This window comes from Zhengella mangrovi, assembly GCF_002727065.1.
Lineage (GTDB): Bacteria > Pseudomonadota > Alphaproteobacteria > Rhizobiales > Rhizobiaceae > Zhengella > Zhengella mangrovi.
Genome location: NZ_PDVP01000003.1, coordinates 400885 through 425520, shown reverse-complemented (window position 1 = coordinate 425520; position 24636 = coordinate 400885). Strand labels below are relative to the sequence as shown.

19 protein-coding genes are annotated in these 24636 nt (G+C 65.1%); 11 read left to right on the top strand and 8 right to left on the bottom strand.

Going from position 1 to position 24636, the window contains the following annotated elements; translation table 11 throughout:
- The first annotated feature begins 221 nt into the window (after positions 1–221).
- Positions 222–1409, top strand: a complete 1188-nt coding sequence (locus CSC94_RS08745) for a GNAT family N-acetyltransferase (RefSeq protein ID WP_099305929.1) — start codon at positions 222–224, stop codon at positions 1407–1409.
- A 3-nt stretch (positions 1410–1412) separates the two neighbouring features.
- On the opposite strand, the gene CSC94_RS08740 is transcribed toward CSC94_RS08745, so the two are convergent.
- The 6 genes from CSC94_RS08740 to CSC94_RS08715 all read right to left on the bottom strand — a co-directional run bounded on the left by CSC94_RS08740 (position 1413) and on the right by CSC94_RS08715 (position 6969).
- Positions 1413–2354, bottom strand: coding sequence for an aldo/keto reductase family protein (locus CSC94_RS08740; protein WP_099305928.1), 942 nt, complete (start codon positions 2352–2354; stop codon positions 1413–1415).
- Positions 2355–2396: 42 nt separating this feature from the next.
- Positions 2397–3110, bottom strand: coding sequence for a hypothetical protein (locus CSC94_RS08735; protein WP_133122849.1), 714 nt, complete (start codon positions 3108–3110; stop codon positions 2397–2399).
- Between the two features lie 336 nt (positions 3111–3446).
- On the bottom strand, positions 3447–4175 hold the full coding sequence (locus tag CSC94_RS08730) for a GntR family transcriptional regulator (protein WP_205853253.1): 729 nt from the start codon (positions 4173–4175) through the stop codon (positions 3447–3449).
- A 32-nt stretch (positions 4176–4207) separates the two neighbouring features.
- Positions 4208–5491: a TRAP transporter large permease gene (locus CSC94_RS08725; RefSeq protein ID WP_099305925.1), complete on the bottom strand. Its 1284-nt coding sequence runs from the start codon at positions 5489–5491 to the stop codon at positions 4208–4210.
- The gene (locus CSC94_RS08720; RefSeq protein ID WP_099305924.1) at positions 5491–5943 is read right to left on the bottom strand and encodes a TRAP transporter small permease; all 453 of its coding nucleotides are present in this window, start codon (positions 5941–5943) and stop codon (positions 5491–5493) included. The genes CSC94_RS08725 and CSC94_RS08720 overlap by 1 nt, the downstream gene beginning before the upstream one ends.
- 45 nt (positions 5944–5988) lie before the next feature.
- Positions 5989–6969, bottom strand: a complete 981-nt coding sequence (locus CSC94_RS08715; RefSeq protein ID WP_099305923.1) for a C4-dicarboxylate TRAP transporter substrate-binding protein — start codon at positions 6967–6969, stop codon at positions 5989–5991.
- A 146-nt stretch (positions 6970–7115) separates the two neighbouring features.
- Here CSC94_RS08715 and CSC94_RS08710 point away from each other — a divergent pair, with 146 nt between their 5' ends.
- From CSC94_RS08710 to CSC94_RS25245, 7 genes are all read left to right on the top strand, one after another.
- Positions 7116–7985, top strand: a complete 870-nt coding sequence (locus CSC94_RS08710) for an SMP-30/gluconolactonase/LRE family protein (protein ID WP_099305922.1) — start codon at positions 7116–7118, stop codon at positions 7983–7985.
- Between the two features lie 260 nt (positions 7986–8245).
- Positions 8246–9976, top strand: coding sequence for an L-arabinonate dehydratase (araD, locus tag CSC94_RS08705; protein WP_099305921.1), 1731 nt, complete (start codon positions 8246–8248; stop codon positions 9974–9976).
- 10 nt (positions 9977–9986) lie between these two features.
- Positions 9987–10718: a ribonuclease activity regulator RraA gene (locus CSC94_RS08700; RefSeq protein WP_099305996.1), complete on the top strand. Its 732-nt coding sequence runs from the start codon at positions 9987–9989 to the stop codon at positions 10716–10718.
- Between the two features lie 187 nt (positions 10719–10905).
- The gene (locus tag CSC94_RS08695; RefSeq protein ID WP_099305919.1) at positions 10906–13080 is read left to right on the top strand and encodes a caspase family protein; all 2175 of its coding nucleotides are present in this window, start codon (positions 10906–10908) and stop codon (positions 13078–13080) included.
- 91 nt (positions 13081–13171) lie between these two features.
- Entirely contained in the window at positions 13172–14947 is a 1776-nt protein-coding gene (locus CSC94_RS08690) for an alpha/beta hydrolase (protein WP_099305917.1), read from the top strand.
- Positions 14948–14951: 4 nt separating this feature from the next.
- On the top strand, positions 14952–15614 hold the full coding sequence (locus CSC94_RS08685) for a hypothetical protein (RefSeq protein ID WP_099305915.1): 663 nt from the start codon (positions 14952–14954) through the stop codon (positions 15612–15614).
- A 1775-nt stretch (positions 15615–17389) separates the two neighbouring features.
- A complete protein-coding gene (locus CSC94_RS25245; protein ID WP_425356514.1) occupies positions 17390–18418 on the top strand; it encodes a CHAT domain-containing protein in 1029 nt (342 codons plus the stop codon).
- A gap of 75 nt (positions 18419–18493) precedes the next feature.
- Here CSC94_RS25245 and CSC94_RS08675 read toward each other — a convergent pair whose 3' ends face one another.
- Both CSC94_RS08675 and CSC94_RS08670 read right to left on the bottom strand, forming a co-directional pair.
- The gene (locus CSC94_RS08675; protein ID WP_133122848.1) at positions 18494–20320 is read right to left on the bottom strand and encodes a sensor histidine kinase; all 1827 of its coding nucleotides are present in this window, start codon (positions 20318–20320) and stop codon (positions 18494–18496) included.
- A complete protein-coding gene (locus tag CSC94_RS08670; RefSeq protein WP_099305995.1) occupies positions 20317–20994 on the bottom strand; it encodes a LuxR C-terminal-related transcriptional regulator in 678 nt (225 codons plus the stop codon). The genes CSC94_RS08675 and CSC94_RS08670 overlap by 4 nt, the downstream gene beginning before the upstream one ends.
- Positions 20995–21323: 329 nt before the next feature.
- Between CSC94_RS08670 and CSC94_RS08665 the strand changes: the two genes are divergently transcribed.
- The 3 genes from CSC94_RS08665 to CSC94_RS08655 all read left to right on the top strand — a co-directional run bounded on the left by CSC94_RS08665 (position 21324) and on the right by CSC94_RS08655 (position 24612).
- Positions 21324–21908: a hypothetical protein gene (locus CSC94_RS08665; RefSeq protein ID WP_099305909.1), complete on the top strand. Its 585-nt coding sequence runs from the start codon at positions 21324–21326 to the stop codon at positions 21906–21908.
- Between the two features lie 158 nt (positions 21909–22066).
- Positions 22067–23776: a hypothetical protein gene (locus tag CSC94_RS08660; RefSeq protein ID WP_133122847.1), complete on the top strand. Its 1710-nt coding sequence runs from the start codon at positions 22067–22069 to the stop codon at positions 23774–23776.
- Positions 23777–23892: 116 nt separating this feature from the next.
- A complete protein-coding gene (locus tag CSC94_RS08655; RefSeq protein WP_099305905.1) occupies positions 23893–24612 on the top strand; it encodes a hypothetical protein in 720 nt (239 codons plus the stop codon).
- The last annotated feature ends 24 nt before the right edge of the window (positions 24613–24636 follow it).

Here is a 24636-nt window from a genome sequence, read left to right as displayed (position 1 = left end):
TTTCCGCCGCGCCGGATCGCTCAAACGGGGCGGCCGGGCTGGTCAAAGGCAGTCGTCGGGGAAACGGGACTTCATTGCCGCGGTCATTGAACTTCAATGTGAAATACAAACCGTCTGCGCTGCGTTCCTGATGTGACTGAAAGCAGCATTCCTGCCATTTCAGGGTTTTTTAAACCCGCGCGATTACTTTGTGGCGAAGGTCGCAGAATGGATAGGCGCGGATGGAAGTCAGAACGATTCAGGACCGGGACGGACTTCTGGAGATCCGGGAATCGTGGGAGCGACTGCATGCGCTCGATGCTGACAGCGGGTATTTCCTTTCCTGGCCGTGGCTCAACGCGGTTTTTGCCTCATACCCGCCCGGCCGGTGGAAGGTCCTGACGGTCCATTCCCAGGCTGCTGACGGCGGCATCATCGGCATTCTCCCGCTCGAACGCCGCACCAGATGGAGCGAAAGCAGCCAGAGCTTCAAGACCGAACTCGGGCCTGCCGGCAAGCTGGGCTGGGCGCAATATACCGGCTTCATTTGCGATCCGAAGCACGAGGACGCGGCGATCGATGCCATTGCGGCAAATCTGCTGGAAACGCCCTGGGCGCGGATCGAGTTCAAGCACGATGGCTGCAAAAGGCGCATCGACCGGCTGCTCGAGCGCTTTCCGGCGGACCATTACCGCATCGCGGACCGTCCGCAGATGATCAACGATGGCACGGTGGACAATCTCGTTTGCCCCCGGATCGAGCTGCCCGGCGGGTTCGACGCGTTTCTGCAGAATTGTACCAGTTCCAACACGCGGCAGAAAATCCGGCGCATCTGGCGCCAGTTCGATGCCGACGATGCCCTTGTCATCAACGACAGTACCGCAGAGACCTTCGAGGCCGACCTGGACAGTCTCCTCGGCCTCTGGCAGGCAAGCTGGGAACCGGTTCGCGGAAGCGGTTCGGTCCAGCGCGCGACCGCAAGCTACCGCAAGGTCCTGGCCCATAGCCATGCCATCGGAGCGGTGGAGATCTGCACATTGCGGCGCGGCAAGACCCCTCTTGGCGCACTTTGCAGTATCGTCGACCGGACGCTTGGCCACGTCTACTTCATCGTTGCCGGGCGCGACGAGACTGTTCAGGACATCAATGTCGGCCTGTTGCTGCACACCCACAACATCAAACGGGCCATATCGCGCGGCCTGACGACCTACGATTTCTGCCACGGCAACGAAGCCTACAAGTTCAGCTACGGTGCGCAGGAATACAGATTGTCGAACGTCGAGATCACGCGCCGGTCAGGCTGCGAAATCAGCCAGCTCGACCCGGCCCACCTGGGCGAAGCCATGCGAAAGACGATCGCCATGCTCGAAGGCCGGCAGACCGAGGCCGCGAAACGGGCCTGCCTGCAAATCCTGCCGCTGATCGCCTGATCGCTACCGCCGCACGACTTCACCCAAGGCCGTGTCGATCGCTTTCATCGTTTCGGCGCCAAGCTCGGTCTTTGCAGCAACCGCGTTCTCGCTGACCTGTCGGGGGCTGCTGGCGCCAATGATGGCGGAGCTGACGCTCTCGTTCTGCAGGACCCAGGCCAGCGCCAGCTGAGGAAGCGTCAGCGACAGGCCGGCCGCGATCGGACGCAGACGCTCGACGGCCTCCAGCACTTCGGGCCTGGAAAACCGCCCTGACCTGGACTGCCGGATGTCGCCCCGCGAGCCGTCCGGCGGCGGCTTCCCGGCCTTGTATTTCCCGGTCAGAACGCCCTGGGCCAGCGGCGACCAGACAATCTGGCCGATGCCGAGTTGGTCGCAGAGCGGGAACACCTCGCGCTCGGGCTTGCGATAGAGCATCGAATATTGCGGCTGGCTCGAGGTGAAGCGGATATCCCCCTCGAATTCATCGGCATTGCGGATACGGCGCGGCGACCATTCACTGAAGCCGATATGACGGGCCTTGCCTTCGCGCACCGTTTCGCGCATCGCCTCCATCGTCTCTTCCAGAGGCGTGTCATGGTCGTAGCGGTGGCACTGGTAGAGATCGACGTAGTCCATTTTCAGGCGGCTCAGCGAGGCATCGATCTGCTTCCGGATCTGCTGGCGCGACAGGCCGCGATCCGTTTTCGACATCGGATAGTAGACCTTGGTACCAATCAGGAAGGAATGACGCGGATAGTCCGCGAGGACGTCGCCGAGGACCGTCTCTGCGGCACCGCGGCCGTACATGTTGGCGGTGTCGAAGAAATTGATCCCGCAGTCAAACGCCGTCGCGATGCATGCGCGGCACGTCTCGCGATCGACCGACACCCCGTAGGTGAGCCAGGATCCCAAACTGAGAACCGAGACTTCGAGGTCGCTGTTTCCCAGCCGCCGTCTATTCATGAGCCGGTCCGTTCCCCTGGATGGCGCGGAACCCGCGCCGGATCACGCGGGGACCGCGATTGGCGGCATCGCCTTCTCTTCAAAGGCCCGCCGCAGAGACGGATAAATGCTGCCGTCGTAATCATTGCAGATCGGCGCGAGCGGCCGGCGGTGCCAGTAGTTGACCAGAAGCGTCAGGCGGCGCTCCGGTTCATCGTCCCGTCCGCGGGGATCGAGATGCAGCTTGCCTTCGTCCGATGTGACGCCATGGCGCAGGTTTCCGGGAAACACCATGTAGCGGTTCGCAACCGCATCGATTGCCTTGCTGCAGGTCGGCTCCTCGGGAAATTTCGACTTGCCGTCCTGTCCCGGTATCTGGCCGATGATCACCGTTGGCGCGGATGGATAATCGTTGAGGTAGAAGACGCTGCCGAGCAATGGGCAGATTGTTTCGCCGGTCTTCCTGTGGAGCGCGAGATCCCGGTCGAAGTGAAAGCCCAGGCCTTTCCCGTTCCTCAAGCGGCCCAGCCACCACTCCACGCCGACACAGGTTTCCCCGGGATCGACCATGGAATGCAGGCTCTGGATCGCCACCTCCGCCAGATTGGTGGGCTCGGCCCCGCGTTCGAACCAGAACGTCGTGGAGTAGCTGATGTTCTTCTCCGCCGCGTCCCGCCCGATCATCTTCACCGCGTCGAGCAGATCGCGAAACAACGGGACGGGAAGGGCGTTCTCGTGCACTGTGACGTTGGTGTCTATCGCGTTGTCCTGTCTCACATCCGGCTCCCTGATGATCTTGAGAAGATGTTCAAAACTTCCGCTTCCGGCTCGCAGGTCTCTGGTCCGCCGTGCTCGACGATCCGGGTTGCATGCGCTCGGACGACGGGCACGTCTCCCGGTGGAGACGGATGGTCCCTGAAACGCCCTGTCTTCCTGAACAGCCGCTTCCAATTTGTCGTATTCCGTCTATTTCCCCGTATTATTCAAAAATATTCAATGAAATTTGCAAATTAGGGTAAATATCAAATCAGTACTTTGGCGGCGACCCATGCTTTGTTTAAAACTTGATAGAAAATCCAATCAAGGCGAACCCGATCACCCCCGTTGCAACGGTCAAATTTCTTCCGGGAAGAAGTCCGGGTGGGATTTCCTGATCGACGGCAATGACGCCAGCGTGCCGGACAGATGTTCGCGGATGGCCGCTTCCACCTTTGCCAGATCGCCTTCGGTTATCGCGTTGACGATGCGCTCGTGCAGGTCGAGGACCGCTGCCATTTTCCCGGGGTCCGGCAGGTTGAGCCGGCGCAGGCGGTCGATATGTCCGGAGCGCCCGGCAATGATGTGCCAGAGCGACGCCACGCCGGCGGCATTGAAAAGCGAAAGGTGGAACAGCCGGTCAAGGCCGGTGAACTCCGAGATATCGTGATCCTCGCCCGCCATTTTCTGCATCCGCAGGATGCGCCGAGTCGGCAGCAGCAATTCCGGATCGTTCTTTCGGGCCAGCGTCTTGGCGACCTCGATTTCGACGCTCAGCCGCAGGAACTGGGTTTCCCGGGCGTGCTCGACATCGATCTTGGTAACGAGCGTCTTCGACTGCGGAAAGGAGACGACGAGGCCTTCCTGCTCCAGCATCTGGATCGCCTCGCGCACCGGCGACTGGCTGACCTCGTTTTCCCTGGCGATCTCGGCGCGTGACAGAACCGCGCCCGGCAGGAGTTCGAGCGAAACGATCCGGTTCCTCAGACGCGTATAGACGCGCCCGGCCGCCGAGCCGTGCTGAACGGGACCCAGCAGATCGTCGGACATTCTGACCAGTGCCTCCGAAAGGGAACTGACATTCATGAAGGGGAATCCTCGCAACAGAACATGACGGCCTACATCAGTTGGCCCGGGATAAACAGGGAAAGCGCCGGAAAGGCAATCAACAGGAGCAGGAAAGCCAGCAGCGCGATGAAGTATGGAATGGAAGCCTTCGCGAACTGACCGGTCTTGACATCGAGAATTCCGCAGACGGTGAACATGATGACCCCCACAGGCGGCGTGAGGCCGCCGATGTTGATCAGCGTTACGATGAGAATGCCCATGTGGATCGGATCATAGCCCACCTTGACCAGCACCGGCAGCACGATCGGCGTGACAAGCAGGATGTTGGCGGCACCTTCCAGGAACATACCGCTGACGAGCAGCAGCAGGAGCACGAGCACCAGGATCATGGTCGGATTCCCGGTGAGCGACGTGACCAGTTCCGCGATCTGCTGCGGGCCGCGCTCGATCGTCACCGCATAGCCCAGCACCGCGGCCATCATGATGAGCAGCATCACCATGCCGAGATCGGTGACCGATCCCTTGATCGCGGCGTAGAGGCTCTGGATGGTCAGTTCGCGATAGATGAAGAATCCGACGAAGAGTGCATAGAAGACCAGGAACGCGCCCGCCTCGGTCGCCGTGAAGAAGCCGAAGCGGAAGCCGACGATCAGGATGACCGGAAAGGCGAGCGCCCAGAGGCTTTCCCGGAAACTGCTCCAGAGTTCAGAAAGGCTTGGCGGAGCGGCGAGGTCCGGTGCGTATCCGTTGCGCCTGGCCACGATCCAGGCGGTGATCATGAGGGTGACGGTCAGCAGGATGCCCGGCACGACGCCCGCCAGGAACAGCCTGCCGATCGACACCTCGTTGATGAAGCCGAACAGGATCAGGCCGATGCTCGGCGGGATCGTCGCGGTGATGATGGAGCCGAAGGCCAGGACGGCCGCGGTGGCCGCTTTCGAATAGCCGCCCTTGGAGATCATGCTCGGCCCGAGCAGCCGTGCTTCCATCGAGGCGTCGGCAACCGCCGAACCGGAGATGCCGCCCATCATCAGGCTCAGGACAATGGACACCTGGCCGAGACCTCCAGCGAGCCAGCCGGTCAGCAGCCGCGCAAACCGGATCAGGCGCTCCGTGATGCCGGTGAAATTCATCAGGTTGCCGGCGAAAATGAAGAACGGAACCGCCAGCAATGGAAAGCTCTGCGTGGCGGTCACCATTTTCTGGATGGCGACCGTCGGCGGCATGGTGCCGGTGAGCACGAAGACCGGGATCGACGCCAGGGCGAGCGCAAAGGCGACGGGCATTCCGCTGACGAGAAAGAGGGCGAAAAGGCAGGCGATGAGTAGCAGCATCAGGCGGCGCGCCCCTTGCGGAAATCACGGATCAGTCTGGCGCAGAGCGTCCGGATCATCAGCACGAAACCGAAGACCATGCTGGCATGGAAGTAGGAGCCCGGTATCTGCAGTGCGCCGTCGAGGCGGGGATGCATCAGGATCATGTTCTTCCAGGCATAGCGGATGAGATAGAGCAGGAGCGCGATCAGCACCACGAGGTTGACCATCTCGATGATGTTGCGGGCTGCCGGCGGGACATTGTCGAGCAACAGGCCGATGCCAAAGTGCCGCTGGTCCTGGAGGGCGAGGTCGATGGAGAAGACGCACAGCCACAGGAACAGGAGCTGGGCGATTTCCACCGACCAGATGATCGGCGAGCCGATTGCCCGGGCCACGGAAGCCACCCCGACAAGGATGACGACCGCGGCCAGGAGCAATGCGGCGCAGGCAAATTCAACGCGTCTCAACATGGGGCTTCGCCTCTTCTTGTCTGCGCCGCCTGGGGGATCAGGAATTCATCGTCCGAGGACACGGTTGACGATGGCTGCTTCGGCTTCGAGGTTCAGCATGCCATAAACCCCGGACACCGCCTTCTTGAACGGCGCGAGGTCGACGTCGGACACGGTAACGCCGCTTGCCGCCACGTCCGCGAGGGCCTTTTCACCCAGCTCGATGGTCAATCTGGAGGCGTAGCGCCCGTCCTTGACGGCGAGGTCACGGACGATCTTCTGGTTCTCCGGTGATATCTGGTCCCAGGCCTCGGCGGACACGACCAGCGCGGTGACAAGCTGGATGTGACCGGTCCTGGTGACGTTCTTGACGACTTCGTAGAGCTTGGCGCCCTTGATCGCCGTCGGCTGTGCTTCGGCACCGTCGATGGCGCCCAGTTGCAGCGCCGAATAGACTTCGCCCCAGGCAAGTGGTGTCGGCTCGGCTCCCATGGCGCGGATCGTCTCGATCCAGACCGGTGCCCCGATCGTGCGCATGCGAATGCCAGAGAGATCTCCGGGCGTGGCAATCGGCTTCTGAGTCAGAAGGTGGCGCGGACCCTGGTACCAGTTGGACGCCAGCATGACGAGGCCTGACTTGTCCTTCAGCTCTTCACCCCAGGCGAGATACTCGTCGGACAGGGCGAACGTGTCAGCCTGCTCGTAGGTGTCGAACAGAAACGGCGCCGACATGATGGCAAGCGAGGGGACGAAACTCGAAAGCCGCGCCACGTCGGTGACCGTGCCGACATTGGCCCCCGCGCGAGCCTGGTCGATCATCTCCGTCGTGTCGCCGAGCTGGGAATTGTGGAAGACCTCGATCACCACCTCTCCACCCGTTGCGGCCTCGACGTCCGTCTTAAACTTCTCGATCCCCTGGCCCATCGGATCGTCAGGCGCAAGGACGGTGCCGATCCTCAGCGTCGTGGCGGCATATGAAGGCAGGCTCATGCCGAACCCGGCCGCCACGGCGACGCAGAGGCCAAGCGCCTTGATGAATCGTTTCATGGTTTCCTCCCGATGAAATCTGCTTGGTAACCCAAACTGATATTTTAGTTGCATTGAAATCATAATTACGCCAATGATCCCGTGTCAACCGGTTTTGGAGCCACCACAGAAACACGCTTCCCGGGGAGGTGCGATCATTGCGGGAAATGAGGCTTGCACTTGAAATCATCCGCCAGGCCGGCGCGCGGACCCTCCTCGGCGAAAGCCCGTGCTGGGACCCCGTGACCCATGACGTCTGGTGGGTCGACATCGAGGGCAAGCGCCTTCTCTTCCTGGATCGCTCGTCGGGCAGGATCGACAGCTGGGACCTGCCCGAACATCCCGGCTTCGTGGTGCTTCTGGCGTCAGGCCGGCCGGCCCTCGGCCTGGAACGCGGCATCTTCGCATTCGACCCGGAGACAGGCGGCCTGGCGCGCCTTGTTTCCTTCGACCGGCCCGGACAGCGTTTCAACGATGCCGCCGTGGACGGATCGGGGCGGCTCTGGGCATCGACCATGGCACTCGATGCCGAAGCCGATACCGGTGCCATCCATCTGGTCACGCCCGACCTGATGCTGCAGATGATTGTCAAAAACCTGCGCATTCCCAACGGGTTGGCGGCAGACTTGAAACGAGACCGGCTTTTCTACTCCGACTCCCATCCCGGCGTTCGCCGTGTCTGGATCCGGCGGATCGCGGGCAAGCCGGCGTCCGGTGGCGACGCCGCAGCGTATGTGGACGGCGACCAGCTTGGCGGGCGCCCGGACGGCGCGGCCCTCGACACACACGGCAACTACTGGATCGCGGCCGCCGATGGCGCACGGCTCGGTGTCTTCGACCCGGACGGGCGGCTCGCCACCGTTTTGCCGATGCCGTTTGCGTCGCCGTCCAAACCTGCTTTCGGCGGCGCGGACGGCCGCAGCATCGCGATCACCTCCAAGGCGATCGGAGAGGAAGGCGGGTACCTCGCTCTTGCCGACCTGCCGGCCGACATGCCGGCCGGCATCGTCCAGCCTTTTTGGGTGCCCCATGCATAGGCTTCCGGCCCCTGGCTCCCGGTACCGCAGCCCTTCGAGCCATGGACATCCAGGGCGGTGGGCCAGGCCGGAACGCGCTTGCACGAGAAGTAAAATATTAGTACATCAATCGGGCGGGCAGGGCACGTGGATGCCAGGGAAAGATGGCAGATTGGATGTCCGGCAACCGGCCGGACGCGGGATTGCGGCCTCGCCTGTTGCCGGTCACCATGAGAAAACCGTACGCGGAATGGCGTCAACCGAGTTCACTGGATAGAGACATGAAGAAGAAACCCGCCCAACTGAGATCGTCACGCTGGTTCGATCCCGATGACCTTCGCTCCTTCGGTCACCGCAGCCGCGTGCTTCAGATGGGCTACGACTACGAGGACTTCCGGGGCAAGCCCGTCGTCGGCATCCTCAACACCTGGTCCGACCTGAACCAGTGCCACAGCCATTTCAAGCAGCGTGTCGAGGACATCAAGCGCGGTGTCCTGCAGGCAGGGGGATTCCCCGTCGAGCTGCCGTGCCTTTCGCTCAGCGAAAGCGCCGTCAAGCCGACGACCATGCTCTACCGCAACCTGCTCGCCATCGAGGCCGAAGAGCAGATCCGCTCGCATCCGCTCGATGGCGTCGTTCTGATGGGAGGCTGCGACAAGACCACGCCGGGCCTGGTGATGGGCGCGATCTCGGCCGGCCTGCCGATGATCTACATGCCGGCCGGGCCGATGCTTCGGGGCAACTGGCGCGGCCAGACCCTGGGGTCGGGGTCCGACGCCTGGAAATACTGGGATGAGCGGCGTGCCGGCAATGTCACCGAACAGCAATGGCAGGAAATGGAAAAGGGCATTGCCCGCTCGTATGGCCATTGCATGACCATGGGAACGGCCTCGACGATGACCGCGATCGCGGAAGCCCTCGGCCTTTGCCTTCCCGGCGCCTCGTCGATTCCTGCCGCCGACGCCAACCACATCCGCATGGCCGCCGAGTGCGGACGGCGGATCGTCACCATGATCGGGGAGGAGCTGACGCCCGACCGTATCCTGACCGCGGGCGCCTTCGACAACGCCAACACGGTGGCCATGGCAACAGGCTGTTCGACCAACGCCGTGATCCACCTGATCGCGATGGCGCGGCGCGCCGGCGTGGAGCTTGGCCTCGACGACCTCGACCGCAAGAGCCGGACGACGCCGGTGATCGCGAACGTGCGGCCGGTCGGCAATGCCTACCTGATGGAGGATTTCTTCTACGCCGGGGGGCTGACGGCGCTGATGGGACAACTCGGCGACAGGCTCAACCTGGATTGCCTCACGGTCAACGGGAAGACGGTCGGCGAGAACATCGCCGGCGCTGAGGTCTTCAACGACGATGTCATCCGCCCGCTCGACAACCCGGTCTATTTCGAGGGATCGCTGGCAGTGCTCAGAGGCAATCTTGCGCCCGATGGCGCGGTCATCAAGCCGGCGGCCTGCGACGAGGCCTTTTTCGTCTGCGAAGGGCCGGCCGTGGTCTTCGACAGCTATCCGGAACTGAAGGCCAGGATCGACGACGAGACATGGGACATCGCGCCCGACTCGGTTCTTGTCCTGCGCAATGCCGGGCCCCAGGGCGGCCCGGGCATGCCCGAGTGGGGCATGATCCCGATGCCGAAGGCATTGCTGAAGAAGGGCTACCGCGACATGGTCCGGCTGTCGGATGCGCGCATGTCCGGAACCTCCTATGGCGCCTGTGTGCTTCATGTCAGCCCGGAAGCCTATGTCGGCGGACCGCTTGCGCTGCTTCGCGATGGCGACATCGTTCGCCTCGACGTTCCGAACCGGCGGCTCGACATGCTCGTCGACGACGAGGAACTGGCCGCCCGCAGGGCAGGCTGGTCGCCGCCCGAGCCACGCTACGAGCGCGGATACGGCTGGATGTTCAGCCGGCACATCCAGCAGGCGGACAAGGGCTGCGATTTCGATTTCCTCGAGACGGGCTTCGGCGCCCCGGTCCGTGAACCGGATATCTTCTAGGGTGGATGCAATGACCGATCATGTCCTGAACGACAGCACCAGGTCGAAACTCATGCGGATTTCGACTGCATCCCTTGCCACGGCGCTGTTCAAGCGCGGCCTGCGCAACCAGGTGATCCAGGGCGTGGTCCCCGTGGCGCGCAAGCCTGGCAACATGGTGGGACAGGCCTTCACCCTGCGCTACATCCCCGCCAGGGAGGACCGCAACGACATCTCGGTCTTCCGCAACGAGGCACATCCCCAGCGCCAGGCGATCGAACAGTGTCCGCCGGGCCACGTGCTGGTCATGGACAGCCGGAAGGATGCCCGCGCGGCATCCGCCGGCTCCATCCTGGTCACCCGCATGCAGGTCCGCGGCTGCGCGGGCGTGGTGACCGATGGCGGCTTTCGCGATGCCGAGGGGATCGGGGCGCTCGACATGCCGGCCTATCATGCCCGCCCCTCCGCCCCGACGAACCTCACCCTTCACGAGGCTATGGATATCAACATCCCGATCGGCTGCGGTGATGCGCCGGTGTTTCCGGGGGACGTGATCGTCGGCGACGGCGACGGCGTGGTGGTGCTTCCGGCCCATCTGGCCGACGAGATCGCCGACGAATGCGCCGGCATGGAGGACTTCGAGGCTTTCGTCCTGGAAAGCGTCCAGTCCGGCCACTCGATCATCGGCCTCTACCCGCCGACGCGCGAGGAGACGCAGCAACGGTTTTCCAGGTGGTTGAAAGACCGGGATGGCACCGCCTGACCGATACGTCGCCGACGGGGCGACAACGGCGCGAACCGGCATGGCCAAGTGAACCGGCCCAAAAGGGGAGGATCGCGTCGCGTCGGCCAGCAGTGCCGCGTTGACAATCCGTTTTCGCGCCGCGGCGGGGTGCCGTTCACCCGACTTGCCGCTATGATCGCCGCGACGAAACGGACAGGACGGCGCGATGGTCCTTCAATGCGCATTGTTCCGGCGGCCCGGCGCGACCCGGCGCCTGGCCGGTCTTGCGGTTGCCGCGTTCATGCTGGCAGCCGCACCCAAGCCGGTGCTGGCGGCCACCCGCGCGCTGCTCATCGGCATCACCGACTACCAGTCCGAGGGCATACCGGACCTCAGAGGCCCCGGCAACGACGTCGCGCTGATGGCCTCCGCGCTGGAAGCCCGCGGGATCGGGGACATCACCACGCTGACCTCGACCTCGTCCCGCCCGCCGACCCATGCGGCGATCCTGTCGGCGTTCAACGACCTCGCGGCGGCATCGAAGCCGGGCGACCTGGCCGTCGTCTTCATGTCGGGCCACGGGACGCAGCAGCCGGACGCCAGCGGCGACGAGTATGACGGCCTCGACGAGGTGTTCCTTCCCGCCGATGCGGAAGCGCGGTTCGGCGAGGACGGCACCATCCCGAATGCGCTGAGCGACGACGAGATCGGCGCCGCGGTGGACCGGATCCGCGCGACGGGCGCCGACGTATGGCTGATCGTCGACAGCTGCAGTTCCGGCACGGCGCTGCGGGGCGGGGCAGACGGATCGGTCCGGGCACGCTGGGTGCCGCCCAGCGCCTTCGGGCTCGCCGCAGCCACCGCCTGGCCGCAACGGACCGAGCCCTTCGAGGTGTCGCACCCGGCGCCGGGATGGGGCGCGGTGGAAGCCTTCTACGCGGCGCAGCCCGGCGAAACGGCGCAGGAACTGAACTACGTGGCCAAGTCGGGCGGCGCATCCGACCAGACCGGCTGGTACGGGCTGATGACCGCGAAGCTCGCCAGCCGCCTCGCCGATGGCGGCGACTACGATTTCGACACGCTGTTCCTGTCGGTCTTCTCGGACATGAACCGAGAGCGCATTCCCGGCCTGTTCCGCCGCCAGACGCCGCTGAAGGAAGGCACGATGGGCAGGAAGCCGGTGCCGGGAACGACGGCCGGGTCCTCCGATGGTGCAGGCCTGACCTTCACCATTTCGGCCGGCCGCATCGATGGCGGGCTGGTGCAGGGGCTGCGTGCGGGCGATATCCTGGCGCTCTACCGCGAGGCCAGCCTCGACGCCGATCCGGTCGGCCATGCGCGGGTGACGCGGGCCGATCCGCTGAGCAGTCTCGCCGAAGGCATCGACCCTTCGTGCGGCGCCGGGCCTGACCCCGCGGCCTGCGAGGGCATTGGCGCGATCGATCCACAAGCGCTGTTCGCGCGCCTTGCACGCCCGGGGCAGGACAATGCCGTGTCGTTTGCCTTCGACGGACCTGAAGACACGGCCGCGCTGGTTCGCGCGGCGGCCGTCCTGGCCGGCTCGCGGGTGCGCCTGGCGGGCAGCGACGCCGATGTCGCGATCACCGCGCAAAGCGGCACGCTTCTCCTTGCGCGCGCGGACGCAACTGACATTGCCCTGGACTGGCCCATTCCGGCCGGCGACGACGCGGAACGCGCGCGCGCCCTGTCGGCGGTCCTGAGGCGTGCCGCACGCGCGGTTTCCGTTGCCCGGCTCGGGATGACCATCGCAGGGGCAAAACGGCGCCTCAGCTTCCGCAAGGATCCCGATCTCACGCTGACCATGCAGCGTGCGCGGGCGCCCGATCCGGATACCGATCCGGCTGCGCCCGGCTACGATCCCGCGGCCGAATGCCAGGCGCTGCAACGCGACCTCGACGGCGAAACGGCGATCGGCGACGGCGCATGGCTCAAGCAATGCGACCGGGTGGCGCTTCGCGTCACCAACGGCTCGTCGGATGCCTATGACATCAACATCATCCGCCTTGCCTCCGATTTCTCGATCACGGTCTTTCACGACCGGCTGGAGGGCCGCGACAAACAGGGCCAGCCGTCGCTGATGGAACGGTCGTGGACCGTCTGCTCGGATTGCCCGGAGCGTTCGAGCGGACCGGAGACGCTGATCGCGGTCATGGCGCCGGCGCGTACAGGCCACCCGCCGCTCGACCTCTCGCCGCTGGCCGACGACGTGCGCCGCCCGCTGCGCTCCGCCTCGGACCTGCCGGTCGAAGCTGCCTTCTTCGAAGCGGCGGACACGGCCGATCCGACGCTGCGCGGCCTGGCGCCGGCGACAGCGCGCAATGTCTCGGTTGAAACCTATTCCTGGCGCGTGGTGGCAAGGTCCGCCCTGCCGCCGTCGTGACAGACCTGTGGTTGCGAAGGGCAATGCCTGTCATGGACTTGGCATCGTGTTCTGATAAGCTTTTGAACAGTCGCCAACCGGAGCCTTTCCCATGAAAGCGTCGGCACTGCCCCGCCTCCTGCGCTGCCTGGTCCTGGCCGGGGCGGTCCTGCTGGGGCCAGCCGTGCTGCCCGGCGGTGCCTCGGCCGCGGAAGCCCTTTCGATCGGCGAAGTGGAACTGGCCATTCGCGACCGGCTGGAAGCCGGCGATGCGGCGGGCGCCGCGGATCTCGTCCGCGACCAGCTGGACGCCACAGATGATCCACGCCTGCAGGAAGCGCTGCTGGACCTGCTGGCGGACCTGGCCCGAAAGAGCGGCGACTGGCGCCTTGCCGCCGACGCACTGGTCGCGCTTGCCGATGCGCTGGGCGAGCATCAGCCGCCGCCCGGCGACCGGGCCTGGCTTTATGCCCGGGCAGGTGCCGCGCTTGTTTCCGCCGGTGCGCCGGGCGAAGCCATCGACCAGTACCGCCAGGGATTGCTGATCGCGGTCGAAGCCGGGCTCGAACAGGTGCGCGACAGGATCCTCACCGCGCTTGCCGCTCTGTCCGCCGATGCTCCCGACGACGAAACCCGAGCGGGGGCGAAGGCTCTCGCCGACGAGTTCGCCGTTGCGAGCAGCAAGATCGCGGTCGAGACCCAGGGCCGCGACATCACCACGCTGCAGGACAAGGGGTATGCGCAGGTCGATATCTACTACGCCACCGACCGGGCGCATGACGACACGTCCCTGCCGGGCAGTTTCTATGGCGGCGGCCGCGGCGACCTGGAATACGGCACCGCCCGGGTTTCCATTCCGCTCAACCACAAGGCGGGGCAGATCGAGCAGGCCTCCATCTTCAGCTTCACCTTCCGCGAAGACCCGAAGCATCACATCGTCCTGCAATCGGTGACGCCGGCGGAGTCGCCGAAGGTGTTCGAAGCCATGCGGGGCCAGCTCAAGCGGACCGGCAGCAAGGAAGCCTTCGTCTTCGTGCACGGGTTCAACGTCACCTTTGCCGATGCGGCCAAGCGGACAGCCCAGATCGCCTACGACATGGAGTTCGACGGCATTCCCTTCCTGTTCTCCTGGCCCTCGCGCGGCAACGCCTATTCCTACATCACCGACACGGCCTCGGTGCGCCAGAGCGGGCGCAAGCTCGTTACCGTGCTGAAGCGGATCGTCGCGGAATCGGGTGCCACGCGGATCCACCTCATCGCCCATTCCATGGGAAACCGGGCCATGACCGACGCGCTGGAACTGCTCGCGGTGGAAAATCGCGGCAAGCCGCCGCTGTTCGAGCAGGTCCTGTTCACCGCGCCCGATCTCGATGCCGGGCTCTTCCAGGAAATGCTGAAGACCATCAGGCCCATTGCCGCGCGGACCACGCTCTATGCCTCCAACAACGACTGGGCGCTCGCGATCTCTCGGCAGTTGCACGGCGATTCCCCGCGAGCCGGCCAGGGCGGCAAGGAAATCATCGCCATGTCGGATGTCGACAGCGTGGAAATGTCGGCGCTCGGGGCCGACATGCTCGCCCACTCCTATTTCGCCAACGATCCGTCGGCGCTGACCGATATCCTGTCGCTGTTCTGGCGCGATGCGCCGCCGGAACACCGCTGCGGCATGGAAGCGGAAAAGGGCGATCATGGCCGCTACTGGCAATTCGACCCGGCCAAGTGCGACGGAAACGCCATGCTGATGGCGCTCAGGCTGGTCCGCCATGCCGGGGCACGAACACTGGCGGAGGCGCGCGATCTCATTGAATCCAGGCTCGATCCCGAAACGCTGAAATCGATCGACACCAAGCGGCTGGAGCTTGCCCTGGCCAAGCTTTACGCCAACTGATCCCGTGGGCCTGCGCACGCTCCTGCTGGCCCTTGCCTTGGTGCTGGGGCTCGGGCTGGAAGCCAACAGCGCGCCTGACGAGACGCTGGGCTCGCTGCTGGACCAGACGGTCGAGAGACTGGCCGCCAACGACCTCGCCGGCGCCCGGACGTTTTCGGAGCAGGCCGAGAGCCTGGCCCGCGGCTTGGCCGCGCCCGATCCGCAACAGTTCGCCAATGCGCTGAACAACCTTGCCTACGTGCTGTTCCGGCTCGGGACCGAACCCGACCGCTCCCGCGCGCTGTGGCAGGAAGCGCTGGTGTTTCTCGAACAGGGGGGCCAGCGCCACAGTGACGCCTGGTTCCGGGCAGTGGCCAATCTCGTCGCGGCGCGGCGCACCTGGGGCGAAATGGATGCGGCGCGAAGGCTGGTCGGCGAGACACTGGCCGGCGCGCGCGGCACGCCAGGCGAAGCGCAGGCCATGTCCCTGGCAGCGGATTTCGATTTCCAGGCCGGCGACTACGTGGCGTCGGCCCGGCTCTTCGACGAACTGCTCGATGCCCATCCCGGCCAATTGCGACCGGTCTTCGGCGCGCTTTACGTGGCCCTGGCCAAACCTCCGACGCGCGCTTCGATGCCGGGGACATGGACGCGGCGCTGGCGCTGGCGCAGGCGGCGGCGCACGTGACGGAGACCTACCTGCCTGCGGACCGGGCGACGATCAGCGCCAGCCGGTTCCGGGTACACACGCAGGCCATGCGAGCCAGACACTACCGCGTGGCGGCGACCGCGCTGGAGCGGATTTCCGAACTGGACGCGATGACGGACGCCCAGCGCGCCTATGTCGAGAACATGGCGGGGATGCTCGCCGATGCCGTGCCGCTCAATGCCTATCGCGAGCGTCCCGACGTGCAACTCGATTACGCCTTTCTCGGTCTGACCTTCGCGAAGGCGGCCGGCACGGGCAGCGACGCGCGCACCGGGCTCGCCTATCGCAACCTTGCCGCGGCCAAACAGGCGCTGGGACGAAGCGACGAAGCCATCGATCTGCTGCAACGCGCAGCCGCGGCACTCGACGCGACGGAGGAGGGCCGGAAGCAGCTTTTCCTCGTTCTGGAAGACCTCGCATCGGCGCAGTGGAAGAAAGGGGAGCTCGATCTTGCCAAGGCGCTCTACGCGCGGGCGGACAGTGCCTATGCCACCGCCCTGGCGCTGGGCGTGACGCCGGACGGGCCGAGCGACCGGGCCATCCTGCTGTCCAACAGGGCGCAGTTGAACCGCGACATGGGCGAGCCGGCAGAGGCCCTCGACCTGATCGACCGGGCGCTGGCCCTGCATGGAGGCGAGCGGGCGCGGCGCGCCTTCAAGTGGAATGACGAGACCCTGCTGGCACAGTTCCACGAAATCCGGGCGACCATCCTGGCCGACACGGACCATCGGCGGGAGGCGCTGGCGGAAAGCCGGCAAGCCGTCGCGATCGCGCGGGCGTTCTTTCCGAAGGACAGTCCGGACCTGGCGATGCGCCTCGGCAATGCGGCCGACCTGCACGGAGCGCTGGGGGAAACCGCGCAGGCGCGGGACCTGGCGGGAGACGCGGTGGCCATCTTCGAACGGGTGCTGCCCTGGGATGCCCCGGACCTCGCCGAGGCGCGGATGAAGATCGTCGTCGCCGATCTCCAGGACGGAGACTACGAGGACGCCGACCAGGTGCTGGAAACCATCGTCCGTGCCCGGGTTTCCCCGGTCAACCGCGAGCACCTGGCGGAGTCGGCGTGGAGTTTCGAGGTCTTCGCCTGGAACCGGCTGCTGCTCGGCAAGCCGGGCGCGCTGGATGCGGCGCTCGACGCCATCCGATGGACGCAGCTCAATGCCTCGGCCAAGGCCCTGTCGGGCGCTGCGCAACGGCTTTCCGAGACCGATCCGGCCCTGGCCGCGCTGTTGCGCGAGCGCCAGGACCTGCGCGACGAGGCCGACATGTCGCGTGCGGCGCTGACCGGCCTGCTGTCGCGCCCGGAAGCGGAACGGAGCGGGCTTGGCGTGCTGCGCCAGCGGCTGGACGACATCCGCGCCCGGCTGGCGGCCATCGATGACCAGATGGCAGCCCGGACCGGTGGCGACCTCGGCCTTGGCACCGCGACACCGGTCACGGTCCGGACAATCCAGGCGCAGCTCCGGCCTGGCGAGGCCATCGTGACGCATTTTCTCGCCTCCATCGACCCGGCCAGGATCGCGAAGCGGGACGGCTCGGCCAATTTCGTCATCGCGATCACGCCCGAGAGGGCCGGCTGGGCGCCGATGCGCGAGGTCAGCCGGTCGGCGCTGGTGCGGCGCGCCGGCGTCTACCGGTGCCAGATGGCGCTCTCGGACCCCGGATGCGCCGGACAGGCAACGCCGGGGCTCCGTGGCGTTCTTGGCGGGAGCGACAGCGGCAGCAGGACCGGAAACGACCAGCCCGGCTTCGACCTGGCCGCCGGCCACGCCCTTTACGCCGATGTCATCGCGCCGGTGGCCGATCTCATCGACGGTGCCGACACGCTGATCATCGTCCCGCCGGCCGACCTGCTGCCGCTGCCCTTCGAGGCGCTCGTCACCGCGCCTGTCGCCAGGGACAGCACCATCGCCGACGTGCCATGGCTCATCCGCCGCCACGCCATTTCCGTCGTGCCGTCGCTGGCATCCTTCCTGCTGGCACGCCGCACGGCACCATCGACCGCGGCACCGGATCCCTTCCTCGGTGTCGGCGATCCGAGGATCGGCCATGGCGGTCCGGCCCGTTGCGGGGAAGGCGAACATGCCGCCCTGCGCGCCGCGCCTTCGTCCGCGGTGCCCTTTCTTGCATCCGCAGGCGGTGACGATGCCGTTGCGGACACGGCCGCTGTGCGCGCCCTGCCTCGCCTGCCGGACACGGCCTGCGAACTGCGGGCGTTGTCGCGGCAACTGGGCGGACAACCGGGGGCGCTGCTCACCGGCCGGGATGCCACGGAAACGGCGATCAAAGCGATGAATGCGGACGGCCGGCTGAATCGCTACCGCGTGCTTTCCTTCGCGACGCATGGCATCGTGGCCGGCGAGATCGGCTCGCGCGAACCCGGGCTGATCCTGACGCCACCGCCAAACGGCAGCCGGCTGGACGATGGCGTGCTGACCGCAAGCGAGATCGCGGCGCTGTCGCTGAATGCCGACCTCGTGGTGCTGTCGGCCTGCAACACGGCCGCCGGAGCCGAGCCGGGCGGCGAGGGCCTGTCCGGCCTCGCGCGTGCCTTCTTCCATGCCGGCAGCCGCGCGTTGCTGGTCACGCACTGGTCGGTCTATTCGCAGGCGGCCAGCCGGCTGGTCCCGGCCATGGTCGCCGACCGTGCCCGGCACCCCGGGGACGGGTATGCACAGGCGCTGCGCCGGGCGGTGCTGGCGGTGATCGACGACCCCGGCCTGCCGGAGTGGCAGCGCCACCCGTCCTACTGGGCGCCCTTCGCACTCATAGGAGCGCCATGACGGCCACTTGCGCCCCGTTCACTTTGCCGGGCGAGGAAATCGCCCTGTCCGGGGCCGCCTGCGCCGGTTCCCGTTTCAGAAGCAAAGCCTGAGAATTGCGCCACCCGGCAGCGGTTCGAGGTTGATCGATCCACCGATGGAAGCAGCCCTTCGGCGCATGTTGGCCAGCCCCATGCCGCAGCCTGCCGTTTCCGGGTCATAGGCAGTGCCACCGCGGTTCTCGACGCGGATCTCGGTCCATCCCTCCGGATGTCGCCGCGCGACGACACGCAGGGTTTCCGGATTTCCGTGCCTTACGGCGTTGTTGGTGGCTTCCTGGAGAATGCGCAGGACGTTCAGGATCGCCTCGCGCGACAAGGGCGGCTGTGCGGCAAGATCCATCATCGACCACTTGACCTCGATCCCCAGCCGGTCGAGCGGCTGGAGGCAGCGCTCACGGAACGATCCGAGCGCATATCCCAGATCGCTCTCCGGCAGGCTCAGCGCATCGAGGACGAGGCGCAGATCAACCAGCGCATCCCTGGCGCTCCGCTGGATGTCGGACGTCACATCATCCGAACTCTCGGAAAGGGCCACGATCGTCGCCAGGTTCGCGGCGACGCCATCGTGGAGGTCGGCCATGATACGGCGCCGCTCGGTCTCGATGGCTTGCTGCTGCATCGATGCCTGCTGTTCGTTGTAGAACCTGGTGAGCTCGGCCTCCTTTTCCGCCAGGCGCAGGCGCAGGGTCTGTGCGGACATGTCGAGCGAGTTGGCCGTGACGGCCTGACGGCGCATGAGAAAGACGACGGTTCCGATCAGGACAAGCGAATGGGTCGTCTGCGAAATGAGGAAGCCGTCACCGACCAGCCCCAGACGTTGCGCGATGTTATGCCCCATCCCGTAGAGAAGAAGCGCCTGGGCGAAGGCGAACAGGCCAATGCCGGCGTTCCGTTCGCGCAGGGCGTGCTCCACCACCAGGATCATCGAGGCGGCAATGAAAAGGACCGTCGTCGGCAGTGCCATGCCATAGCCAAGACCGGGCACGAAGGCTGGTTGCATCATCAGGACGAGAAGCGAGGTCAGGATGACGGTTCCGGTGACCAGGGAAAGGAGTAAAGGCATCCGCCGGCCGATCAAGGCGAGGGAAAAACCCAGGAAAAAGTAGCCGGTCAATGGCGCGAACGTGACGAAGAGGTAGCCGAAGACATTCGCGATTGCCGGCACATAGCTCATCAGGATACCGCTCGCCAGGACACAGGCGCAGAGCATGGTCGCCCCCAGCCAGCCAAAGACGTGATCCTTGCGGCGATAATAGAAGAGACCGAGACTGATGAAGGCAAGGAAGGCCTGTATGCCGAAAAAGATGGGCTTGAGGCGTTCTTCCATCAGGGAGCGCAAGCGGTAACCCACTTCGAAACTGCCAGCCTGCCCGATGTAAATCGGAGAGAGCGTTCCGCTTGGCATGGGGCCGGTCGACACCTTGATGTCAATCCGGTTCGAACCCTCGCGCAGGTCTTTGGCGGGAAGCCGGACGAGAGCCGAGAGATAGCTCATCGGGCCGGCCCAGAGGCGGTTCCTCGTGCTGTCGTGGACAACCTGGCCGCCGATGAAGACCTGAAGCTTCTGTTCAAAATAGGGGACATAGAGGAAAAGGTCTTGGCCGGGCCTGGTCTCAAGATGCTTCGTGACGTGGAAATGGCGTTCAGTGACGCTGCCGTATGGCGATACCCACTGCTGTGGCAGAGACACCAGGGCATCCGTGCCGTCGGCCTGCACGAGGAATGCCTGGCTCACCTTCCTGTCTGCCGGTCCGTCCAGGGACGGCACGGGTATCGGCAGCATGGACAACGCGAGAACAAGGACGATGCCGGCCATGGCCAGGGCCACCCGGCCCGTCCTGCTCAGTCCGCCAAGGGTCACGGCTGGATCAGTCCTTGGCGCTGTGCCTCAAAGACAGCCTCGGAGCGATTGGTCGCATCCAGCTTGCGGTAGATGTTGCGAATGTGGACCGGCACCGTCTGAACCGACAAGCCGAGCATCTCGCTGACCTCGCGGCAGGAAAATCCTCGCGCGATTGCTGTCAGGACGTCCCGTTCGCGCGGCGTCAGGTGGATCTTCACCTGGTCTGCCGACTCCCGTGCCGCCGGGTCGGGGGCTCCGCGTATGCTCTCGATGATCTGGCGCGCGATGGTCGGGGACATCGGTGACTTGCCATCCAGCGTCATTTCCAGCGCATGGATGAAGTCGAACGAGGTGTCGTCCTTCAGGATGTAGCCCGAAGCGCCGGCCTTGATGGCCTCCAGAACTGTCGGCCCTTCACTGAGCACGGACACGACGACCGCATGGGCCTCCGGATGGCAGGACCTCAGCGCATGGATGGCATCGATCCCGCTTCCATCCGGCAGGTTCAGATCGGCAACGAGAATGTCCACCTTCGTCGTCCCGATCGCTGCAATCGCCTGCTCGACCGAGGAGAACGCACCGATAACCCGTCCGTGCGGCCAGGTCTCGATAATCCGGGCAAATCGCCGCAACAGAGGAAGACTGTCTTCCAGAAGTATTATGTCGGCCGTTTCGCGTGAGGGTCCAGGCATCGAGCAATATCCGTCATCTTGCCGGCTGACCTTCTCCAGCATGGATCGCATTGTCCATTATCTCCGCGTCATCCCGGAAATGGACATACCATGTTCATGGTATGGCGCGACAAGATAATATCATGAAGAACTAAAGTGCTTTCACGATCCCGCTTTGATGTTCCGGGGGCGGCGACCGGGTGAGTTCGTGAAACGTGGACGTTGCGCCTGCCCAGGCGAACGGGGGTCATCACGGCGTTGAGGAGCGCCGTGATGACCGAATGCGGTATCGCATCGAAGGAAGTCTTCCGCCGGCCCGTTTCGGCGCCAGTCCAGACAGGAGAACTCTCATGGCAAAACTGACCGCATCGACATTCATCCGCAGTGCCGCGGCTCTATCTTTTGTTGCATTGGCAGCGCCGGCCCTGGCGGCCGGCCAGGTCAATCAATCGAGCTACGAGGTGGACGTCACCATCGACGTTCAGCCCATCGTCAAGGTGTCGACGATCACCAACCGATTCACATTGACGCTCGACGGCGAACCATTCGACAACGTCGACACGGCGACGCGGTCCGCGTCCCTGTTTCATTCGGAGAACGTCGCGGCCGATCTGAGTGTCTCTGTGACGGCTGCGGGCGGCAACCTGCCGGACGGCGTTGTCTTCTGGCTGTTCCGGGATCCTGCGAATGCGTCAATCGTCGACAGCGCCATGACCAGCGACAATGACAGTGACCCGGCGGCCTTCCGTTTCACGGCCAGTGACATAAACGGAGGCAGTGCTTCGGCGACATTCGCCCAGTTCACCACGCCCCAGGTCACCAAGACGTTCCTGCCGGTCGTCTACGGCGTTGCCACGCCCAGCAACCTGGCCCTTCCGGGCACCTCGACCGCAAGAGTGACCTGGACCATTGCCCCGCAGGTTCCGGCAATGTGATTGCGACACCGGATGGAGCGGCCGCCCTCCGGGCGCCGCTTCATGGAGTCTTGCGGCTGGTTCGCGGGTCCAGGACCGCTGACGGACGGCCGCAGGCGCCGGATATCCCGATACCCGGCGCCTCCTGGGTCGGGTCGGAATTGGCGGGGCATATGACGATGGCGCGTCGTTTCATCCATTCCTGGCGGCATTGCGTACGCCTCGCTGCCTTTGCCATCCTTGCCGCGATGGCATCGACCGCTTTCGCCGCGGATTTTTCGGTGCGCCCCATGACGCTGCGCGCCAATCCTGCCCCGAACGAAAGCCTTGTTCTTCCGCTGCAGGTCCTGAATACGGCCATCGACCAGGCCCAGCAGGTCTCGCTGCAACTCGTTCCCCTGACGGAGAGCCCGCAGGGAAGCTGGACCATTGCAGTCGGCAGGACGGATACACCCTCAAGCCTGCCCTGGACCACGCTTTCAGCGACCAGCGTGGACGTCGGTCCGCAGCAGGCAGCCGATGTTTCCGTCACGATCAGGCCGCCTGCCTCGGCGCGGGGATACTATTTCGCCGGCATCGTCGCGGAGTCCATCACGCCGGACAATCCCGGTGGCGTCGCTGTCCAGATCCGATACCTCGTGCCGGTTGTCGTGCGCGTTCGCGGCCGGCCGATCATCAGCCGCACCGGCCTCAGCGACGTGACGATGACCTATCGGGACGGTGATCCCGATTCAGCGACGACCACCGCCGAAATGGAGATCACCAACAGCGGACAGGCCATTTCACGCGTGCGGGGTGAACTGACCATCGAACGCCAGACCGCGAACCAGTGGCGAACCGTGACGCGCGTTCCGGTCGCCGAGCGGAGCATCATTCCGGGCGTAACCCTGACGCTGGGCAGCGATCTCAAGCGACGCCTGCCGTCCGGCCCCTACCGCCTTCAGGGAAAGCTGTTCGTTGACGGTCGCCGCGTTCCGCCGTTGAGCAAGGAGATCGATTTTCAGGGTGATCCCGGGGCGCAGGTCGCCTATGACGCGACGCTCCGGTTGAAGCCCGGCACCATCGACGTCGACATCGTTCCGCGTGCCACGCGGACGACGATCCTCAGCATCGAGAACACGAACCCGGACCCGGTTCGGATCTCCATGGCTGCGCGGACACCCGGGAGCCTGGCCGGCGTGAAACGGGACGAGTTGAGCGGGGATGCACTGTCAGCGGAGCCCTGGACGCGGATCCAGCCTCACGCTTTCACGCTTTCCGGGGGAGGCCGGCAGAATGTTCGCGTCGTCACCAGCGTGCCGAAATCCGGTGTCGAGCATGCAAACTACTATGCCGACCTCGTGCTCCAGGGAACCTATCCCGACGGACAGAGCGCCGGCGAGACCATTTCCACCATTCGCCTGCGCAATGCGACGATGAAGCCCGACCCGGACGCGGTCATAGACGGGGTATCGATTGTCGAGGGCGACCATGCAGACACGTTTCTGCGGATGAAGATCATCAACACGGGGGATACCGATTTCTTGCCCGCTGCAAGTGCGTCCGTGGTGTCGGCGGATGGGCAAGTCCTTGCAAACGCCGATCTGTCCGGCGAACCCGAACCGCTTCTGCCGCTCGGCGAGCGGAATTTGAGTGGCAAACTGGATATTTCCCGTCTGGAAGCCGGAACCTACGGACTGGCAGCCAATGTTCGCGTTGGCACGGGGAAATCCGTGACCCGGACCTTCGTGCTTTCGGTGACCTCGGAGGACGTCACCGGTGCCGATGGCAGAACCCACACCATTTCCAGCGCAACGCTGCGCGAAAACGATACGAACGACATCCGCGACAATGCTGGCGACAGGAGCGAAGCCGCGACCAGCCTTGCCGGACCGGCCAGCGCCGAATGACGGAGGGGTTGGTCGAGATGGAAAGACGGGACGATGCGCATCGCCGGAAAGTGAAAGCCTCAAGGGAGTGCCCGGCAAGCGTATGGCGCGCCCGGCACACGGCGGCCGGCTTTCCCATGTCCGTTGCCATGGCCATGCTTGCCTTTTTCCTCCTGGCATTTTCCGGGGAAGCAACCGCCGGGCCGGACAGCACGTCCGTGGACGTTGAAGTGGTTGTCGATCCGATTGCCCAGATTGATTTTCCCGAAGGGCCCGGTTTTGTCCTTCACGTCCCGGATCGGGTCCGTTGCGGCCGGCGAAACGAGCGGCGCCAGTCCGGACAGCGTCTGTCGCGGGAAGAGGACGACAAGTGCCGTCGCGGAAAAGAGGCATGGTGGTGGCCGGCGATCCCGCCGGTCCGGCTGCCGTTTACCGTCAAGGGCAATGCGCTCGCCACGGTGTCCGTGAGCCCGGACCGGTTCCAGCGGCTGCGCAGCGGCCGCTACCTCGGGCGAGCCATTGACGGGCGCGGGCGCAAGCTTGGGTACAACATCATCGTCGAGTTTCCGGCGACCGGCAGTGACCGGCACTGGCAGGCAGGCCGGGACGACCGCGAATCGCGTCATGGACGACATGTGGACGGGCCGTGGTCATGGCGTTCCCGAACCGCGACGCTGCCCGGACGCGACGGTGCCGGAACGCGGGAACTGACAGCCGACATGGTTCGCCGCCGGGGGCAGACGACGGGTGTCATCTACCTTGTGGCCGAACGGACATGGACGCCGAGTGGCCGTCCGGCCGAGCCCGGGGACTACAGGGGCACTGTCCGGATCACCTTGACGGCTGAGAATCGCTGACGGGGACAAACAGGGCCCTGCGGC